At 69.0% G+C, this 16359-nt stretch carries 16 protein-coding genes and 2 pseudogenes; 9 read left to right on the plus strand and 9 right to left on the minus strand.

Going from position 1 to position 16359, the window contains the following annotated elements:
* From B551_RS26805 to B551_RS23945, 3 genes and pseudogenes are all read left to right on the plus strand, one after another.
* Nucleotides 1–296, plus strand: a pseudogene (locus B551_RS26805) (thiamine-phosphate kinase); the annotation flags it as partial.
* A 140-nt stretch (nt 297–436) separates the two neighbouring features.
* Nucleotides 437–1003: a phosphatidylglycerophosphatase A gene (locus B551_RS23940; protein WP_006577339.1), complete on the plus strand. Its 567-nt coding sequence runs from the start codon at nt 437–439 to the stop codon at nt 1001–1003.
* 61 nt (nt 1004–1064) lie between these two features.
* On the plus strand, nt 1065–1562 hold the full coding sequence (locus B551_RS23945) for a CinA family protein (RefSeq protein WP_006577338.1): 498 nt from the start codon (nt 1065–1067) through the stop codon (nt 1560–1562).
* A gap of 24 nt (nt 1563–1586) precedes the next feature.
* Here B551_RS23945 and pyrF read toward each other — a convergent pair whose 3' ends face one another.
* Entirely contained in the window at nt 1587–2429 is an 843-nt protein-coding gene (gene pyrF, locus B551_RS23950) for an orotidine-5'-phosphate decarboxylase (RefSeq protein WP_006577337.1), read from the minus strand.
* A 208-nt stretch (nt 2430–2637) separates the two neighbouring features.
* On the opposite strand from pyrF, the gene B551_RS23955 reads away from it, so the two are divergent.
* Both B551_RS23955 and corA read left to right on the plus strand, forming a co-directional pair.
* Complete coding sequence (locus tag B551_RS23955; RefSeq protein WP_006577336.1) at nt 2638–3534, plus strand: DMT family transporter; 897 nt, start codon at nt 2638–2640, stop codon at nt 3532–3534.
* A gap of 502 nt (nt 3535–4036) precedes the next feature.
* Entirely contained in the window at nt 4037–4999 is a 963-nt protein-coding gene (corA, locus tag B551_RS23960) for a magnesium/cobalt transporter CorA (protein ID WP_006577335.1), read from the plus strand.
* Between the two features lie 44 nt (nt 5000–5043).
* Here corA and mtgA read toward each other — a convergent pair whose 3' ends face one another.
* From mtgA to mpl, 8 genes are all read right to left on the minus strand, one after another.
* Nucleotides 5044–5745, minus strand: coding sequence for a monofunctional biosynthetic peptidoglycan transglycosylase (gene mtgA, locus B551_RS23965; protein ID WP_043442623.1), 702 nt, complete (start codon nt 5743–5745; stop codon nt 5044–5046).
* A 181-nt stretch (nt 5746–5926) separates the two neighbouring features.
* Nucleotides 5927–6811, minus strand: a complete 885-nt coding sequence (gene aroE / locus B551_RS23970) for a shikimate dehydrogenase (RefSeq protein WP_006577333.1) — start codon at nt 6809–6811, stop codon at nt 5927–5929.
* 81 nt (nt 6812–6892) lie between these two features.
* Nucleotides 6893–7762, minus strand: a complete 870-nt coding sequence (locus tag B551_RS23975; RefSeq protein WP_006577332.1) for an energy transducer TonB — start codon at nt 7760–7762, stop codon at nt 6893–6895.
* 60 nt (nt 7763–7822) lie between these two features.
* Complete coding sequence (locus B551_RS23980) at nt 7823–9985, minus strand: ribonuclease catalytic domain-containing protein (protein ID WP_006577331.1); 2163 nt, start codon at nt 9983–9985, stop codon at nt 7823–7825.
* Between the two features lie 230 nt (nt 9986–10215).
* Complete coding sequence (gene fabG / locus B551_RS23985) at nt 10216–10965, minus strand: 3-oxoacyl-ACP reductase FabG (RefSeq protein ID WP_006577330.1); 750 nt, start codon at nt 10963–10965, stop codon at nt 10216–10218.
* 65 nt (nt 10966–11030) lie between these two features.
* Entirely contained in the window at nt 11031–11657 is a 627-nt protein-coding gene (locus tag B551_RS23990; RefSeq protein ID WP_006577329.1) for a chorismate lyase, read from the minus strand.
* Entirely contained in the window at nt 11650–12291 is a 642-nt protein-coding gene (locus tag B551_RS23995; protein WP_006577328.1) for a YqiA/YcfP family alpha/beta fold hydrolase, read from the minus strand. Before B551_RS23995 ends, B551_RS23990 begins: the two co-directional genes overlap by 8 nt.
* Before the next feature lie 14 nt (nt 12292–12305).
* On the minus strand, nt 12306–13697 hold the full coding sequence (gene mpl / locus B551_RS24000) for a UDP-N-acetylmuramate:L-alanyl-gamma-D-glutamyl-meso-diaminopimelate ligase (protein WP_023265171.1): 1392 nt from the start codon (nt 13695–13697) through the stop codon (nt 12306–12308).
* Nucleotides 13698–13930: 233 nt separating this feature from the next.
* Here mpl and B551_RS24005 point away from each other — a divergent pair, with 233 nt between their 5' ends.
* From B551_RS24005 to B551_RS24020, 4 genes and pseudogenes are all read left to right on the plus strand, one after another.
* Entirely contained in the window at nt 13931–14641 is a 711-nt protein-coding gene (locus B551_RS24005) for a hypothetical protein (protein WP_023265172.1), read from the plus strand.
* A gap of 65 nt (nt 14642–14706) precedes the next feature.
* Nucleotides 14707–15282, plus strand: coding sequence for a TlpA disulfide reductase family protein (locus B551_RS24010; RefSeq protein WP_023265173.1), 576 nt, complete (start codon nt 14707–14709; stop codon nt 15280–15282).
* 248 nt (nt 15283–15530) lie between these two features.
* A complete protein-coding gene (aroQ, locus tag B551_RS24015) occupies nt 15531–16010 on the plus strand; it encodes a type II 3-dehydroquinate dehydratase (RefSeq protein ID WP_043442635.1) in 480 nt (159 codons plus the stop codon).
* A gap of 172 nt (nt 16011–16182) precedes the next feature.
* A pseudogene (locus tag B551_RS24020) lies at nt 16183–16359 on the plus strand (acetyl-CoA carboxylase biotin carboxyl carrier protein); the annotation flags it as partial.

Below are 16359 nucleotides of genomic sequence, written 5' to 3' on the forward strand. Positions count from 1 at the left end.
GGTCGCAGGCCGGCGCACTGCTCGACGTCGACGCGCTGCCGCGCTCGGAGGTATTGGCCGGCCAGCCGCGCGACTGCCAGCTCGAATGCGTGCTGGCCGGCGGCGACGACTACGAGCTGTGCTTCACCGCCCCGGCCGGCGCGCGCGAGGCGCTGGCGGCCCTGGCCGAGCGGCTGGCGCTGCCGCTGACCCGGGTCGGCACGATCACGGCCGAGCCGGGGCTGCGCCTGGTCGATGCCGGTGGCGAACCCGTCTCCTTCCAGGCCAGAAGCTTCGATCATTTCGCCAACCCCTGACAGCGGGACGGCGGCATGTCATGATGCCGCCATGCGGCGGAGCGCCGCGCCCGGCGGCAGCCTGCCGCGCTTGCCGCGCGGATAGGCCGACGAGCCCCGGCCCGCCTCCGACCGCGATAACAAACGAGCCAGATACCTTGATGTCCGCCTACCCTCCCGGTTCGGCGTCGACCGATCCCGCGATGACGCTGGAGGCCGGTCAGACCGCCAAGATCCTGCGCCCGACGGCGCGCTTCATGCTGTCCCATCCCGCGCATTTCATCGCGCTGGGCTTCGGTTCCGGCCTGTCGCCGGTGATGCCCGGCACGGTCGGCACCCTGTACGGGTGGCTGTCCTTCGTCGTCATTTCGCTGTGGGTGCAGCCGTCCGCCTGGTTGTGGATCATCGGCGGCGGCTTCCTGCTGGGCCTGTGGGCCTGCGCACGGACCGCGCGCGCGATGGGCGTGCACGATCACGGCAGCATGGTGTGGGACGAGATCGTGGCGTTCTGGCTGGTGCTGGCCTTCGTGATGCCGACCGGTTTCTGGGGCCAGTTCGCCGCCTTCCTGTGGTTCCGGCTGTTCGACATGGCCAAACCCGCGCCGATCGCCTATTACGACCGCACGCTGAAGGGCCCGGGACTGCGCGGCGGCTTCGGCGTGATGTTCGACGATCTGGTCGCGGCGTTCTACACGCTGCTGGTGTTCGCGCTGTGGCGCTCGTTCTGAGCGCATCCGCGCCGCCGCATCCGCACCGCATCGATTCCCCGCCAGCACGAGAGCCGTCATCATGTCCATCAGCCGCTTGCTCGACCAGCTTGCCGTCCAGGCCGGCATTGCCCTCAAGGAAAAATCGCTGATGGTCGCCACCGCCGAGTCCTGTACCGGCGGCCTGGTGGCGGCCGCGATCACCGACGTCGCGGGTTCGTCCGGCTGGTTCGAACGCGGCTTCGTGACCTACTCGAACGAGGCCAAGAGCACCATGCTCGGCGTGCCGGCCAAGCTGATCCGCGATTACGGCGCGGTCAGCGAGGAAGTCGCCCACGCGATGGCCGAGGGCGCGCTGCTCAACAGCCGCGCCCAGGTGGCGCTGTCGATCACCGGCGTCGCCGGTCCGACCGGCGGCACCCCGGAGAAGCCGGTCGGCATGGTCTGCTTCGGCTGGAGCAACCGCATCGTGACCCGGGTCGAGACCCAGCGCTTCAAGGGCGACCGCCAGCAGATCCGCCGCCAGGCCGCCGAGCATGCGATGCGCGGCCTGCTCGATCTGGTCCGCAACGAGGCCTGAGCGCCTTGGCGCCAGGCCGTCCGTTCAGCCCTGGCGGAAGCGGTTGATCGTATCGCGCGTCTGCAGCGCGGCGCGGCGGGCCGCGGCGGCGAAGTCCTTCTCGCGGCTGGCGTACAGGATCGCCCGCGACGAATTGATCATCATGCCGGTGCCGTCGGCGCTGCGGCCGGCCTTGACGGTGGCCTCGATGTCGCCACCCTGGGCGCCGATGCCCGGAATCAGCAGCGGCATGTCGCCGACCAGCTCGCGCACCTTGGCGATCTCGTTGGGGAACGTCGCGCCGACCACCAGCCCCATCTGCCCGGTGGTATTCCACCGCGCCGCGGCCTGCTCGGCGATCAGCTGGTAGATCGGCTTGCCCTCGACCTGCAGGAACTGCACGTCGGAGCCGCCAGGATTCGACGTCCGGCACAGCACGATGACGCCGCGCTCCGGATAGGCCAGATACGGCTCGACCGAATCGAATCCCATGTACGGACTGACCGTGACCGCATCGGCCTGGTAGCGCTCGAACGCCTCGATCGCGTAGTGCTGCGCGGTCGAGCCGATGTCGCCGCGCTTGGCGTCGAGGATCACCGGGATGCCGGGGTGCGCGTCGTGGATATAGTGGATCAGCTGCTCGAGCTGGTCCTCGGCGCGCTGCGAGGCAAAGTAGGCGATCTGCGGCTTGAAGGCGCAGACCAGGTCGGCGGTGGCGTCGACGATCTCGCGGCAGAAGGAAAAGATCGCGCCGCCGGCGCCGGTCAGCGACAGCGGCAGCTTGCCCGGGTCCGGATCGAGCCCGACGCACAGCAGCGAATCGTTGCGCCGCCAGGCCTGGGTCAGCTGCTCGGTGAACGGGACGGGAGGAACGGAAGGACGGGTCATGGATCGCTCGAATGCGTGGCGTCGGGGCCCGGGATGGGCCGCGGCGGACCGTTGGCCATCGTGCCGGCACGCGCAGGCAATCGCGGTGGCCGTCGACGGGCGGGTCGTTGCCGGCAATTTTACCCGTTGCATGCTATCTTCCTTGCGCTTTTCCGACAGACGAAACCAATAGAAAGAGCGGTAGCGCACCCGTAGCCGCCTGCCCTCCATGACTCTCGATCGCCGCAACATTGCCCTGCTCGTCGCCCTGACGCTCGCCTGGGGCGTCAACTGGCCCGTGATGAAGATCGGCGTGGCCCATTTCCCGCCGCTCGGTTTCCGCCTGCTGTGCATGGCCGGCGGCCTGGTCGCGCTGGGGCTGGCGCTGCGTGCCAAGGGCATCCCGCTGACGGTGCCGCGCGAGGCCTGGGGCACGGTCTTCAAGCTGGCGCTGCCCAATATGGTGATCTGGCACCTGCTGGCGATCGGCGCGGTCAAGATGCTGTCGTCCGGCCGCGCCGCGATCCTGGGCTACACGATGCCGATCTGGGCGGTGGTCTGGGGGCTGCTGCTGTTTCGCGAGCGGATTTCCGGCTGGGCCTGGGTCGGCATCGGCTGCGCGCTGGCCGGCACGCTGCTGCTGATGTCGAGCGAGTTCGGCGCGCTGACCGGCAGCCCGACCGGCACCGTGATGATGCTGGCGGCCGCCGCCGGCTGGGGCTACGGTACCCAGCTGATGAAGCGCACCCCCGTCGATATCCCGCTCGGCACGCTGACCTTCTGGATGCTGGCCGTCGCGCTGCCCTTCCTGCTGGTCGGCACGATGCTGTTCGAGGACGGCTGGCGCATGCCGGACGCGATCGAATGGGCGGCGATCCTGTACAACGCGGTGGTCGTGTTCGCCTTCTGCCATCTGGTCTGGTTCGCGCTGGCCCGTTCGCTGCCGCCGGTGGTGTCGAGCCTGTCGATCATGTTCATCCCGGTGGTCGGCGTGTTCTCGGGCATGTGGCTGCTGGGGGAGCAGCCGCACTGGCAGGACTACGCCGCCATCGTGCTGATGTTCGCCGCGCTGGCCTCGGTGCTGCTGGTGCCGTTGCTGCTGCCGCGGCTGCGCCGGCGCGCCTGAGGCAAGGCCCGCCTGATCCCGGGACGCGGTGACGCTTCATCCAGATTTCACTTAACAAACGCGGTCGCGTTGGGCTACACTCGCGGCCATCCATAATCCCGGAGAAATTACGTGGGCAGTAGCATCGGGTGTTCGAGTTGCCGCGGCAAAGCCGCGACCTCTACGAATGCCATGTCACTGCGGGCTGCGTAACGACGAACCCGTCCGGACCATGCTGGTCGGACGCTCGCCGAACCCGCCCGCAGCACACTGCGGGCGAGTGTTTTTTCCGTACTGCCACCGGCGGCCATCGTTTCAACAGGCCCGCCGCGTTGTTGCGGACTTCCCTCACCCGGCTTGCCAGCCATCAACGGCAAACGCCATCGCCTTGCGCGGCCCGTCCGCGCAGCGCGATCACGCTTGCCTTCGAGCCCGCCATTCGCCGCCGCGAAGGGTGCGGCCCGGCCGTGCCGCAAGCCTGCCTGCCGCTTTTCTTCATCGCACGGCATAAGGAATACCGGGGATGATCAATCTGTTCGTCCTGCAGAAAGGCCGGCTCGCCCAGGAGCAGGTCGACGACCGCAACGAGTTGCTGCAGCACAAGCCCATCTGGATCGATGTCGTCAGCCCCGACGACGAGGAACTGGACTGGATCAAGGAAGCCTACGGCGTGGCCCTGCCCGAGCTCGAGGACCTCGGCGACCTCGAAGCCTCGGCGCGTTATTTCGAGGGCGAGGATGAAAACATCCATATCCGCACCGACTTCCTGCTGGACGAGGACGAGGTCTCGCGCAACGTGCGCGTGGCCTTCGTGCTGACGCGCGACGTGCTGTTCTCCATCCACGACGAGGACCTGCCGGTGTTCCGGCTGGTGCGGCTGCGCGCGCGCATGCGCCCGGGCTCGGTGCGCAACGCCAAGGACGTGCTGATGGATCTGTACGCGACCGACGCCGAATACTCGGCGGACTCGATCGAGGAGATCTACGAACGGCTGGAGGACGCCAGCAAGCGCGTGCTGGCCGAGAACGTGACCGATGCCGCCGCGGCCGACGTGCTCGAGACCATCGCCCGCGAGGAAGACCGCAACGGCCGCATCCGCCGCAACGTGATGGACACCCGGCGCGCGCTGTCCTTCCTGATGCGCAGCCAGCTGCTGTCCGCCGAGCAGCAGGACGAGGCGCGCCAGATCCTGCGCGACATCGACTCGATCGAGAACCACACCGCGTTCCTGTTCGACAAGATCAACTTCCTGATGGACGCGACGGTCGGTTTCATCAACATCAACCAGAACAAGATCATCAAGCTGTTCTCGGTGGTGTCGGTGGCGCTGATGCCGCCGACCCTGATCGCCAGCGTCTACGGCATGAACTTCAAGGTGATGCCCGAGCTCGACTGGGCCGCCGGCTATCCGTGGGCGATCGCGCTGATGGCGGTATCGGCGGCGATTCCGCTGATCTACTTCCGCCGCAAGGGCTGGCTCAGCTGACGCGGCTCAGCTGACGCGAGCGGGGCGCCACGGGCCGGACCGCATCAGTCCGGCAGCGTGGCCGACCCCATCCGGCGCGCGATGATGCCGGCCTTGGCGCGGAAGTTGACGCGCACATGCGCGCAGTACTGCTTCTTGTCGAAGCATTTTGGCGCCGGCAGCGCCGCCGCCAGCCGCGCCGCCTGGCCCACGCTCAGGCGAGCGGCGCTGGTCTTGAAGTAGTGGCGCGCGGCCGCCTCGGCGCCGAACACGCCCTCGCCCCACTCGACCGAGTTCAGATAGATCTCGTAGATGCGCTGCTTGTCGAGCCAGAACTCCAGCATCCAGGTGATCAAGAGCTCCTGCGCCTTGCGCAGGTAATGCTGCTCCGGCGACAGGAACAGGTTCTTGGCCAGCTGCTGCGTGATGGTCGACCCGCCTCGCACGATATGGCCGCGCTTCTTGTTGCGCTCCCAGGCCTCGAGCATCGCGTCGAAGTCGTAGCCCGGGTGATTGACGAAGTCGGCGTCCTCGCTGGCGATCACGGCCCGCTTCAGATTGCGCGAGATGTCGGCATACGGCACCCACTGCCGCTCGATGCCGCAGCTCCAGACGTTCCAGCCGCACAGGCGCCAACGCTCGGCGCGCATGAACGAGGTGGGACCGGGATCGACGACCTGCCACGCCGCGATCTGCAGGAAGAAGTAGACCTGCATCGCGACCACGCCGGCCAGCACGCTGCCCGCCAGCCAGGCGAGCCAGCGCAGCGGGGAGGAAGCGCCCGCGCGCGCGGACGCGGCGGCGGCACGGGAACGGATGGCGCGTTTGCGTTGGGCCAAGGCGGAACTCGCGTCGGTCGGTCGGCGAAAGTGGGCGGAATCGGGCGAAATCGGGCGAAAAAGCCGAACAAGCAAAAGACGAAATGACGGCAGGCGAAAGGCGCGGCAATCAGCGTCCGGCCTGCGCTTCCTGCTGCAGCAGCGCCCGCAGTTCGTCGAGCACCGGCGCGGTGTCCGGATGCACGCCGCGCCAGAGATAGAAGGCCTGCGCCGCCTGCTCGACCAGCATGCCGAGACCGTCGGCGGTACGCGCGCCCTGCGCGGCCGCATAGCGCAGGAACACGGTCGGCTCGGCGCCGTACATCATGTCGTAGGCGAGCACGCCGTCGCCGAGCAGCGCCTCGGGTACCGGCGGCACCTCGCCCTGCAGGCTGCCGGCGGTCGCGTTGATCACCACCTCGCAGCCGTCCTCCTCCGACAGCCCGGCCAGCGCATCGAAGCCACCGCCCCACAGTTCGACGCCGGCCTCGCCGGCCGCCTCGGCAAAGTTCTCCAGCATCTCGCTGGCGCGGTCGGCCGTGCGGTTGGCCACCACGATGCGGTCGGGCCGGCAATCGATCAGCGGCAGCATCGCGCCCATCGCCGCGCCGCCGGCGCCCAGCAGCAGGATGCGGCGGCCTTCGAGCTCGACGCCGAGGCGATCGACGATATCGCGCACCAGGCCGACGCCGTCGGTGTTGTCCCCGTGCAGCAGGCCGTCCTCCATCCACAGCGTGTTGACCGCGCCGGCGGCCTCGGCGCCGGGCGTCAGCCGGTCGGCCAGTTCGAAGGCCTGCACCTTGAACGGCGTCGTCACGTTCAGGCCATGGCCGCCCTCGGCGAAGAACTGGCGCACGGTGCCGGCAAACCCGTCCAGCGGCGCCAGCAGCCGTTCATAGCTGAGCGCCTGCGCGGTCTGGCGCGCGAAGGCGGCGTGGATCTGTGGCGAGCGGCTGTGCGCGATCGGGTTGCCGACCACGGCATAGCGGTCCACGGCGAGGTCTGCGTTGGGCATCTGGGTAGGCGTAGTCATTTCAATCTGCTGACAAGGCGCGATCGGGCTTGCGGTCCGCGATCCGAGTCATTTAGCGGCCATTTAGCGGGATTGCAGCCGGGTTTCCAGCCCGCTGCGCGAGAACTTGAACGTCGAAATCACTTCGAGAATATCGTAGCGGGCCCGCATCTCCGGCGAGAACTCGCCGAACGGCGCCGCTGCGCGCACGATCGCGATGGCCTGGCGGTCCAGCGCCGCGTTGCCCGAGCTCTTGACCAGCTCGACGCCGTCGACGCGATAGCCGCCGCGCTCGTAGCCGAGCCGGCCATGGCGGTCGACGTTGATCGCCACGATCAGCTCGCCATACAGCGGCTGGCCGCCACGGCGCGGAAAGTCGGCGGTGCCGCGCGCCTCGATCGTCTTGCGCAGGCGGTCGTAGTAGCGGGCGTAGACGACCTGCTGCGCGCTGGTCGCGGTGATCTGGTGACGCTTGGGCCGGCGCGCGTAGTGTTCCAGATTGCGGCCGATTTCGGCCTCCAGCCGCGCCATCTCGTCGAGCGAATCGTGCTCGTCCTGCCCGCGCGCCGGCGTATCGAGACGGCGCTCGCCCGGACGCAGCGGCTGGCTGTGGACCGGCGGCGCGCTCTCGCGCAGCTGCGTCATCAGCCGCTGCTGGCGCGCTTCGAGCAGATCGACGCGGCGCTGCACCTGGCGCACCAGATCGCCCTCACGCGGCACCGGCTGCGACGGCAGCGGGGTCGTGGCGCGCTGTTGCTGATGGTCGCCGCCGCCGTCGAGATCGGCCTGGGCCAGCGCGGCCGGCTTGAGCGGCTGCTGGCCCGACTTGGCATTGACCAGCACCACGTCGAGCGCGGTATCGCTGCGCTTGATCTCGAAGGCCTCCGGCGCGCCGAATCGCACCGCCAGCAGCAGCGCATGGACGGCCAGCGAGATCGCGACGGCCCTGGCCATCGTGCTGCTGCCTTGCCACCACTGGCGGAAAGCGTGACGGAGGTTCACGGCGGGCCGGGATCAGGAGGCAGCGGGGCCGCTGTTGCCGGCGCTCTTGGCAGCGCCGTCGCGTCCATCGGCGCTGTCGTCGGCGCTGTCGTCGTGGATGGCTTCGGCCGGCGGTTCGGCACCGGCACCGTCCACCGTCTCCGGCACCGTCTCGGCGCCCTGCTCGGCGGCCTCCTGCGCGATCTGCTCGGCCGCGACCTCGGCGGCGGCTTCGGCGGAGACCTCGGCCGATTCCTCGTCGCCTTCGAGTTCTTCGGCGGGCAGCTCGCCCTCGCCGGCAAACACTTCCAGCACCCGGCAGCTGACTTCCAGCGTCAGCTCGTCGGTGCCGGCGATCTCGAGCAGCACCTGCGTGCCGCGCGCGGCCTGCGCGAGTTCGGGCACGCGCGTGACCAGCGGGATCTCGGCAAAGCGCACCGCGCCGTCCTTCAGCACGGTCGCCATCATGCGCTCACGCTTCTCCTGCGCGAGCCAGCGCAGGCACCAGTAACGCTCCATCGTCGACTGGTGCTCGGCATAGGCGGCATAGGTGCCTTCGAAATCGGCGACCGCGGCCAGCAGGTCAGCGTCCTTGGGCTTGAACGGCGCCACCAGCTTGGCGGTGATCCCGTGCTGGGCCGCCGCGATGATCTGCCATTGATTGACCAGATCGACATAGCGGCGCAGCGGCGACGTGCTCCACGCATACTGCGCGACGCCCAGGCCTTCATGCGGTGCCGGATAGGTCTGCATGCGGGTCCGGTGCATGCCCCAGGCCTTCTGCGTGCGGTAGATGCCCGGCACGCCGTGGTCGGCCAGCAGCTTGCCCCAGGTGCTGTTGGCCAGGATCATCAGCTCGGCGACGATCTTGTCCAGCGGCGAGCCGCGCTTGCGCTGCTCGATGCGCACGCGCTGGCTGCCGTCGTCCTGCTCGTCCAGATAGAAGCTGTAGTCGGCGCGGCTGTGCGATTCGGGCCGCAGGCCGCTGGCGACGCGCGCGCGCTGGCGCTCGTCGTAGAGGAAATTGGCAAAGCCCCACAGCGCGGTCAGCGCGTCGCGGAACGGATAGTCGCCGCTGCCTTCGGTCAGCGCGGCCTCGGTCACCACCTCGTCGAGCAGGTTGTGGCGCAGATTGGCGGCGATCTGGACCATCTCGGCGCGCGTCTCGCTGGCAAGGATCTGCTGCGCCGCCGGGTCGTAGATCACGTACAGCGACAGCGCCGGGCACTGCCGCCCTTCCTGCAACGTGTAGCGCTCGACCACCGCATCGGGCAGCATCGTGATCTTGTCGCCGGGGAAGTAGACCGTCGACAGCCGCTGCCGCGCGATCGCATCGAGCGGATCGCCGCGGCGGATGCCCAGCCCAGGCGCCGCGATATGGATGCCGATGCGCAGGCGCCCCTCGTCCAGCGGCATCACCGACAGCGCGTCGTCGATCTCGGTGGTGGTGACGTCGTCGATCGAGAACGCCTGGACCGGCGCCAGCGGCAGGTCGCCGGCAGGCTCGGGCACCGTGACCTCCGGGAAGCCGGTGCCCTTGGGGAAGCATTCCGACAGGAAGCGGGCCTCGTGCAGCGCGCGCGCGTTCGGCACGCCGCCGACCTCGATCATCAGCCGCATCGGCGACTTGCCAAGCGCGGTGCAGGCGGCATCGAGCGCCTTGTATTCGAGGCTGTTCTTGTCGGGCTTGAACAGCAGCGTCAGCACCTTGCCGCGGAACGCCTCGGGCAGCGTGCCCGCCTTCAGCTGCTGTTCGTATTCGGCCTGCACCAGCGCCTGTTGGCGCTTGCGCTCGAGCCCGGCCAGCGCCGCCTTCAGCTGGTCCTCGGGCGCGCGCTGGTAGCGGCCCCGGCCCTTTCGGCGGAAGTAGACCGGATTGCCGTGCAGCGCCATCGCCAGCGCCGCCTGTTGCGCGGGGCTGGCCGTCGCGCCGTAGTACTCGGCGGCCAGCTCGGTGAAGCCGAACTCCTGCTCGGGGGCGCATTCCCACAGGAAATCGAGGTCGATGTCGCCGGTCAGCGCCGCTGTCTGCGACAGCAGCTCGGCCGCGCTCGGCTGCGCAAACTGCAGCAGCACGTCGCGCGACTTGACCTTGGTGCGCTTGCCCGCGGGCAATTCGACCTGATAGGCCTCGCCTTGCTGGTTCAGCACGGTACCGGCGCGGATCTCGCCGCCTTCCTCGAACAACAACTGCATGGGATCGGGTCTTTCAGATATGCCGGAAACCGGGCGTCGGCGAGGCGCGCTGCCCGCCTCGGAAATGGATAAGCGTCACCGCCCGGCACGTGCCGGGCGGGGGGGTCGTCGGCCGCGCACGCGGCGGCGGCCGGTCGTCAATGATACCGTACCGGGCTCGCGCGGCCGCCTGCCCGGGCACGCAATAAAACGTGTCGGCGGCGCCGGGCGAGCGACGCAGAATCGCGCCCTCAGATCGACATGCCGCCGCTGGCCTCGATCGCGGTGCCGTTGATATAGCTGGCGTCGTCGCTGGCAAGGAAGGCGTAGATGCCGGCGATCTCGTCGGGCTCGGCCAGCCGGCCCAGCCAGCAGGCCTGCTTCATGCCGTCGAGCACCTTGTCGGGTACCGTCTGCAGGATCTCGGTGGCGACGAAGCCCGGACAGACCGCATTGACGCGCACGCCCTTGGGCCCGAGCTCGCGCGCCCAGGTCTTGGTGAAGCCGACCACGCCGAACTTGCTGGCCGCGTAATTGGTCTGGCCGAAATTGCCGTACAGGCCGACCACGCTGGAGGCGTTCAGGATCACGCCGCGGCCCTGCTCGATCATCGGACCGGCGACGGCCTGCGCGCAATGGAACACGCCCTTCAGGTTGACGTCGATCACCGCGTCGAACTGGGCCTCGGTCATCTTGACCAGCCGCGCGTCCTTGGTGATGCCGGCATTGTTGACCAGGATGTCGATCCGCCCGTGCTCGGCCAGCGTCGCCGCGACCATCGCGTCGACCTGCTCACGCTGCGTCACGTCGACCTGGTGCGCGCGGACGGCGGCGCCGTTCGGGCCAACGTCGGCCAGTTGCGCGGCGGCCTCCCGCACGCGCTCGGCGTTGACGTCGCACAGGATCACGATGGCGCCCTCGGCGGCGAAGCGCCGCGCGGTCGCAAAGCCGATGCCGGCGGCGGCGCCGGTGACGATGGCAATCCGTCCCTGAAGTTTCATCGTAGTGTTCTCGTGGTAGTGGGGTTGGCTGTCGTTATCGTTTTTGTCGCGGCGCGCCGCCGCGTCTACCGCGGCGGACGCATCGGCACCGGCATGCCGGTCGCGGTGCGCGGCGCGGGCCGCGTGGCGAGGTCGGGCAGGAACACCTCGGTCACCAGCATCACGCCGGCGCCACGCCGGAACACCGAGCGCCGCGCCGGCAACATCATCGCCGCCAGCTCGTCGCCGAATTCGGGCAGCGCGCGGCGCAGCCGCTGCGCCAGCGGATGATGCGGCAGCAACCGGGCGAATTCAAAAGGATCACGGCGCACGCGCGGATCGACGAACAGCGCGCCGCCCAGCGGCCGGTCGCCCAGTCCGCCAAGAAACGGCCAGTCGCGGCGCGCATGGCGCGGGTGCACGATGGTGTGGCCGAACACGGCCGGGGTGTTGTCGCAGACCAGCAGCACATCGCGGGCGATCACCGGCAGGGGCGCGCCCAGGCCCAAGGTGTGCCATTCGTCGGCGAGCGGACGCTCCATCCGCTGCGACAGCTTGCTGACCCGAAAGCGCGACGAGGCGGTGATCAGCCGCGCGGTCAGCGAACCTTCGCCGGTGATCCAGCGGCGCAGGTTGGCGCCCAGCGCCGCATCGAACGGCAGATGCCCGCTCCAGGCACAGCGGCGCACGCGCGCCGCGCAAACGTCAGGCATCGGCGCCGTCCTTGCCGCCTGGCCTTTTTCCGTTCTCCTTGCCACCGTCCGCGGTGTTGCCGTAGCCGCAGAAGTCCAGCACCTCGTCGACATAGTCGGCGAACTCGCTGATGCCGTGGTCGCTGCCTTCGATCACGCGGATGCGCGCGCCCGGGCAGGATGCCACCATCTCGCGGTAATCCAGCACCTCGTCGCCGGTCGCGGCGATCAAATAGAAACGTTCCGGATGGCGCAGCGTGTCGACGCGCAGGTCCAGCAGTTCCTGCAGATGACGGCGTTCGACCTTGACCGAACCGCCGCCATGCCACAGCGGCTGCTCGCCGAGGTGGCGCTCGAGATCGGTCCACGGATGCACGGCGGGGTTCAGCAGCACCGTGGGGCAGCCGTGCCGCTCGCCGAGCCAACGCGCGTAGTAGCCGCCGAGCGAGGAGCCGACGACGGCGAGCGGCCGATCGCTGGATTGGCGGGCCGCGGCGATCGCGGCCTCGGCCTGCTCGATTGCCCGAGCCGGCGACACGTCCAGCATCGGGCAGGCGTAGTAGCGGCCAAGGCCGCGCTCGCGCAGGCGCTGCTGCACCAGTTGCGCCTTGAACGAGCGCGGTGACGAACGGAATCCGTGCAGATACAACAGCATCGGCGCCGCTCCGCTCAGCCCCTGGCCGGCGCCGCCAGCGCGTCCAGCAGCTTCTGATGGACGCCGCCGAAGCCGCCGTTGCTCATCACCAGCACATGGTCGCCCGGCCGCGCGGCGGCGCGCACCGCCGCGACCAGCGCGTCCAGGTCGTCGAAGGCCGCGGCGCGCTCGCCCAGCGGCGCCAGCGACTCGGCCAGGTCCCATCCCAGCGCGTCCTTGCCGCTGGGCGCGCCATAGCCGAACACCAGGTCGGCCAGCTCCAGGCTGGCGGGCAGCTGCGCCTTCATCACGCCGAGCTTCATGGTATTGGAGCGCGGCTCCAGCACCGCGAGGATGCGCGACGCGCCGACGCGCCGGCGCAGGCCGTCGAGCGTGGTCTGGATCGCGGTCGGATGGTGGGCAAAGTCGTCGTAGACGGTGACGCCGCCGGCCATGCCACGCACTTCCATGCGGCGCTTGACGTTGGCGAAGCGGCTCAGCGCATCGATCGCCTGCGCGGGCGGCACGCCGACATGGCGGGCGGCCGCGATCGCCGCCAGCGCGTTCATGCGGTTGTGCACGCCCTGCAGCGTCCATTGCACGCGGCCGACCACGGTCTCGCCGTGCCAGACGTCGAAGGCATCCAGCCCCGGGTTCGCCGCGGCAGCCTCGGCGGCATCGCTGGCGCGCCAGTCGCCGGTACCGAACTGCTCGACCTCGCTCCAGCAGCCGCGCTCGAGCACACGCGCCAGGCTCTCTTCCTGGCCATTGACCAGCAGCCGCCCCTGGCGCGGCACCGTGCGCACCAGATGATGGAACTGGGTCTCGATCGCGGCAAGATCGGGGAAGATGTCGGCGTGATCGAACTCCAGATTGTTCAGGATCGCGGTGCGAGGCCGGTAGTGGACGAACTTGCTGCGCTTGTCGAAGAAGGCCGTGTCGTACTCGTCGGCCTCGATCACGAAGAAGTCCGACGGCGTGACGCGCGCCGACACGCCGAAGTTCTGCGGCACGCCGCCGACCAGGAAGCCGGGCTCGTAGCCGGCGTCCTGCAGGATCCACGCCAGCATCGAGGTCGTCGTGGTCTTGCCATGCGTGCCGGCCACGGCCAGCACCCACTTGCCGCGCAGCACGTGTTCGCCGAGCCATTGCGGGCCGGACACATAGGGCAGGTTGCGGTCCAGGATCGCTTCCATCAGCGGATTGCCGCGCGAGACCACGTTGCCGATCACGAACAGATCCGGCTCCAGCGACAGCTGGGCCGGATCGAAGCCCTCGATCAATTCGATCCCCTGGGCCTCGAGCTGCGTGCTCATCGGCGGATAGACATTGGCGTCGCAGCCGGTGACGCGGTGACCGGCCTGCTTGGCCAGCACGGCAAGGCCGCCCATGAAGGTGCCGCAGATACCGAGGATATGAATATGCATGGGGATCGGTGAACAGCCGGATGGAAAGCGAGGGTTGATGGCGCGAGCCCGCGGCGAAGGCCCTTGCGGGCTCGACGGCGGCTTGACGATGGCTTGACGGTGGCGCGTCGGCGGGCAGCGATGTCCGGCCTCGATGGCGCAGTGGACAGGGTCATCGGCGCGACCGCACCGTGCCGCAGTGCCGCATTGTACCGTGCGAGCCGGGCCTCGGCGGCAGCGGGTATCATCGTGGGATGTCACGACGTACCTCCATCGATCCGGCGCGCCTGCGCAACGAGATCGCCCAAGCTGCCGCCCGGATGATCGCCGAGGATGGCGCCGACTACGCCACCGCCAAGCGCAAGGCCGCCCGCCAGCTGCTCGGCGACGTGCGCATCGCCGGCGACTGGCTGCCCGACAACGAGATGGTCGAGGACGAGGTCCGCGCCTATCAGGCGCTGTTCCATGCCGACAGCCAGCCGCGCATCGTCGCGCTGCTGCGCCGCGTGGCGCTGCTGGCGATGCAGGATCTGGCCGGTTTCCGCCCCTATCTGGCGGGCGCCGTGCTCAACGGCACCGCCACCGAGCACTCCGACATCCACCTTCAATGCTTCTGCGACAGCCCCAAGGACGTCGCGCTGCATCTGCTCAATGCCGGCGTCGACTTCGAGACCAGCGAGACGCGGCACTTCGCCAACAAGGGCGAGGTCGAGACGCTGAGCTTCCTGTGGCGCGGCCAATGGCCGGCGCAGCGCGAGGCGCGCCTGCTGGCCGGCGAGGTGCGCGCCGAACTTGGCGCACCGGTCGGCATTCATATTGCGCTGTACGACGCCAATGACGAACGCGGCGCGCGCGGCGAGGCCGGGGGCCGGCCGCTGCGGATCGACGAGGACGCCTTGCGCACGTTGATCGCGGCGGATGAGGCAGCCGCGGACGACAGGACTGCCGACGGCGACACCATCTAAATAGAAATGGCGCCGATAGCGCAGCAAACCGGCGCCAACATTCCTCTTCCCTGCTCGAGGCCTTCATGAAAGCCGATTCGTCGACCTCCACCACCCCGCCTTCCGCACCGCAACCGGCGCGGCGCGGCAGTCTGCTGTTCTGGCTGGCGATCGCCGTCGCCGCCGCGATCGCCGGCGCGGTCGTCGGTAGCCGTGTCTTCTCGCCGCAGCCGGCCAGCGACCAGGCCGTCGAGGCGCTGTACCGCATCGAGCTGCCGGACGCGGACGGCAAGCCGATCCGGATGGACGCGTTGCGGGGCAAGACCGTGGTCGTCAACTTCTGGGCGCCCTGGTGCGGCCCCTGCGTCGAAGAAATGCCGGACCTGACCGCGCTGCACAAGGAATACCAGTCCCGCGGCGTCGAATTTGTCGGCATCGGCATCGATTCGGCCAGCAATATCCGCGAGTTCGTCCAGAAGGTGCCGGTCGCCTACCCGTTGGCCGTGGCGGGATTCGCCGGCACCGAACTGACTCGCAGCTTCGGCAACGCCGCCGGCGGCCTGCCCTACACGGTGGTGATCGACCCGGAAGGTGTGGTGCGGATGCGCAAGATGGGACGCGTGATGCCCGATGAGCTGCGCGCCGTGCTGCCCAAGGCATAATGAGCCCGGCCTGCCGACGTGTGCCGCCGGCGCGGTTTTGCCGGCTTCTGCAGCGAACCGGCCCGCAATTGTGGCGAAATGGTGCGGCGCGCGGCGATTAACGGGTCTGATGCACTCAGATGCGGTGCATCGTGCCCCTCCAAGGCGGGATTCGCGGATCCGCCTTGTACCGTGTGCTAGACAAATCCCTCTAAGCTACGGTAATCTCCGCGCAATTTCGTAGAACTGGTCGAGCTGCCGTGACCGATATCCGTCCAAGCCCTAGCGCCGCCCGCTACCGTCAGGTACTGGTCCTCCATGGACCGAACCTGAACTTGCTGGGCACGCGGGAGCCGCAGACGTATGGCACGACCACGCTGGCCGACATCGATGCCGCGCTCGGGCAGCGCGCTGCCGCCGCGGGCATCGGACTGGCGACGTTCCAGTCGAACCACGAAGGTGCGTTGATCGACCGTATCCATGCCGCGCGCGAGCAGGGTGTGGATTTCATCATCATCAATCCCGCCGCCTACACGCACACCAGCGTGGCGTTGCGCGACGCGCTGGCGGGCGTGTCGATACCGTTCGTCGAAGTGCACCTGTCGAACGTGCATCGCCGCGAGAGCTTCCGCCACCGGTCCTATTTTTCCGATCTGGCGGTCGGCGTGATCTGCGGGCTCGGTTGGCAGGGCTATCTGCTGGCGCTGGACTACGCCCTCGGGCAGGAACAGGCGCCGCCCGGGGCCTGAGCCCCGCGTCGAATCAGAAACAGACACAGTACCCATGGCGCGCGCCGGTGTGCGCGCCCTCGCCGGCTACCCCGCGTGCCCGGCGCGGCGGCGCGATTGCCGGCCGCAACGATTTTCTCCGGGCCCCCGCCATCGCGGCGGTGCCGGACAACCCGATTCAGGAGGATAGAAGATGGACCTGCGCAAGCTGAAGACGCTGATCGACCTGGTGGCCGAATCCGGCATCTCCGAGCTGGAGGTCACCGAGGGCGAAGGCAAGGTGCGCATCGTCAAGGCACCGCCCCAGGTGATGGCCCAGCCGATGCCGATGCAGGCCGCCCCGGCGATCGCCGCCGCGCCGGCACCGGCC

It is taken from the genome of Cupriavidus sp. HPC(L) (assembly GCF_000307735.3).
Classification (GTDB): domain Bacteria; phylum Pseudomonadota; class Gammaproteobacteria; order Burkholderiales; family Burkholderiaceae; genus Cupriavidus.

Excerpts from the sequence above, each read along its gene's own strand:
- B551_RS23940 (WP_006577339.1), top strand. The coding sequence starts at position 437 with ATGTCCGCCTACCCTCCCGGTTCGGCGTCGACCGATCCCGCGATGACG.
- B551_RS23945 (WP_006577338.1), top strand. The coding sequence starts at position 1,065 with ATGTCCATCAGCCGCTTGCTCGACCAGCTTGCCGTCCAGGCCGGCATT.
- pyrF (WP_006577337.1), bottom strand. The coding sequence starts at position 2,429 with ATGACCCGTCCTTCCGTTCCTCCCGTCCCGTTCACCGAGCAGCTGACC.
- B551_RS23955 (WP_006577336.1), top strand. The coding sequence starts at position 2,638 with ATGACTCTCGATCGCCGCAACATTGCCCTGCTCGTCGCCCTGACGCTC.
- corA (WP_006577335.1), top strand. The coding sequence starts at position 4,037 with ATGATCAATCTGTTCGTCCTGCAGAAAGGCCGGCTCGCCCAGGAGCAG.
- aroE (WP_006577333.1), bottom strand. The coding sequence starts at position 6,811 with ATGCCCAACGCAGACCTCGCCGTGGACCGCTATGCCGTGGTCGGCAAC.
- B551_RS23975 (WP_006577332.1), bottom strand. The coding sequence starts at position 7,762 with ATGGCCAGGGCCGTCGCGATCTCGCTGGCCGTCCATGCGCTGCTGCTG.
- B551_RS23980 (WP_006577331.1), bottom strand. The coding sequence starts at position 9,985 with ATGCAGTTGTTGTTCGAGGAAGGCGGCGAGATCCGCGCCGGTACCGTG.
- fabG (WP_006577330.1), bottom strand. The coding sequence starts at position 10,965 with ATGAAACTTCAGGGACGGATTGCCATCGTCACCGGCGCCGCCGCCGGC.
- B551_RS23990 (WP_006577329.1), bottom strand. The coding sequence starts at position 11,657 with ATGCCTGACGTTTGCGCGGCGCGCGTGCGCCGCTGTGCCTGGAGCGGG.
- B551_RS23995 (WP_006577328.1), bottom strand. The coding sequence starts at position 12,291 with ATGCTGTTGTATCTGCACGGATTCCGTTCGTCACCGCGCTCGTTCAAG.
- mpl (WP_023265171.1), bottom strand. The coding sequence starts at position 13,697 with ATGCATATTCATATCCTCGGTATCTGCGGCACCTTCATGGGCGGCCTT.
- B551_RS24005 (WP_023265172.1), top strand. The coding sequence starts at position 13,931 with ATGTCACGACGTACCTCCATCGATCCGGCGCGCCTGCGCAACGAGATC.
- B551_RS24010 (WP_023265173.1), top strand. The coding sequence starts at position 14,707 with ATGAAAGCCGATTCGTCGACCTCCACCACCCCGCCTTCCGCACCGCAA.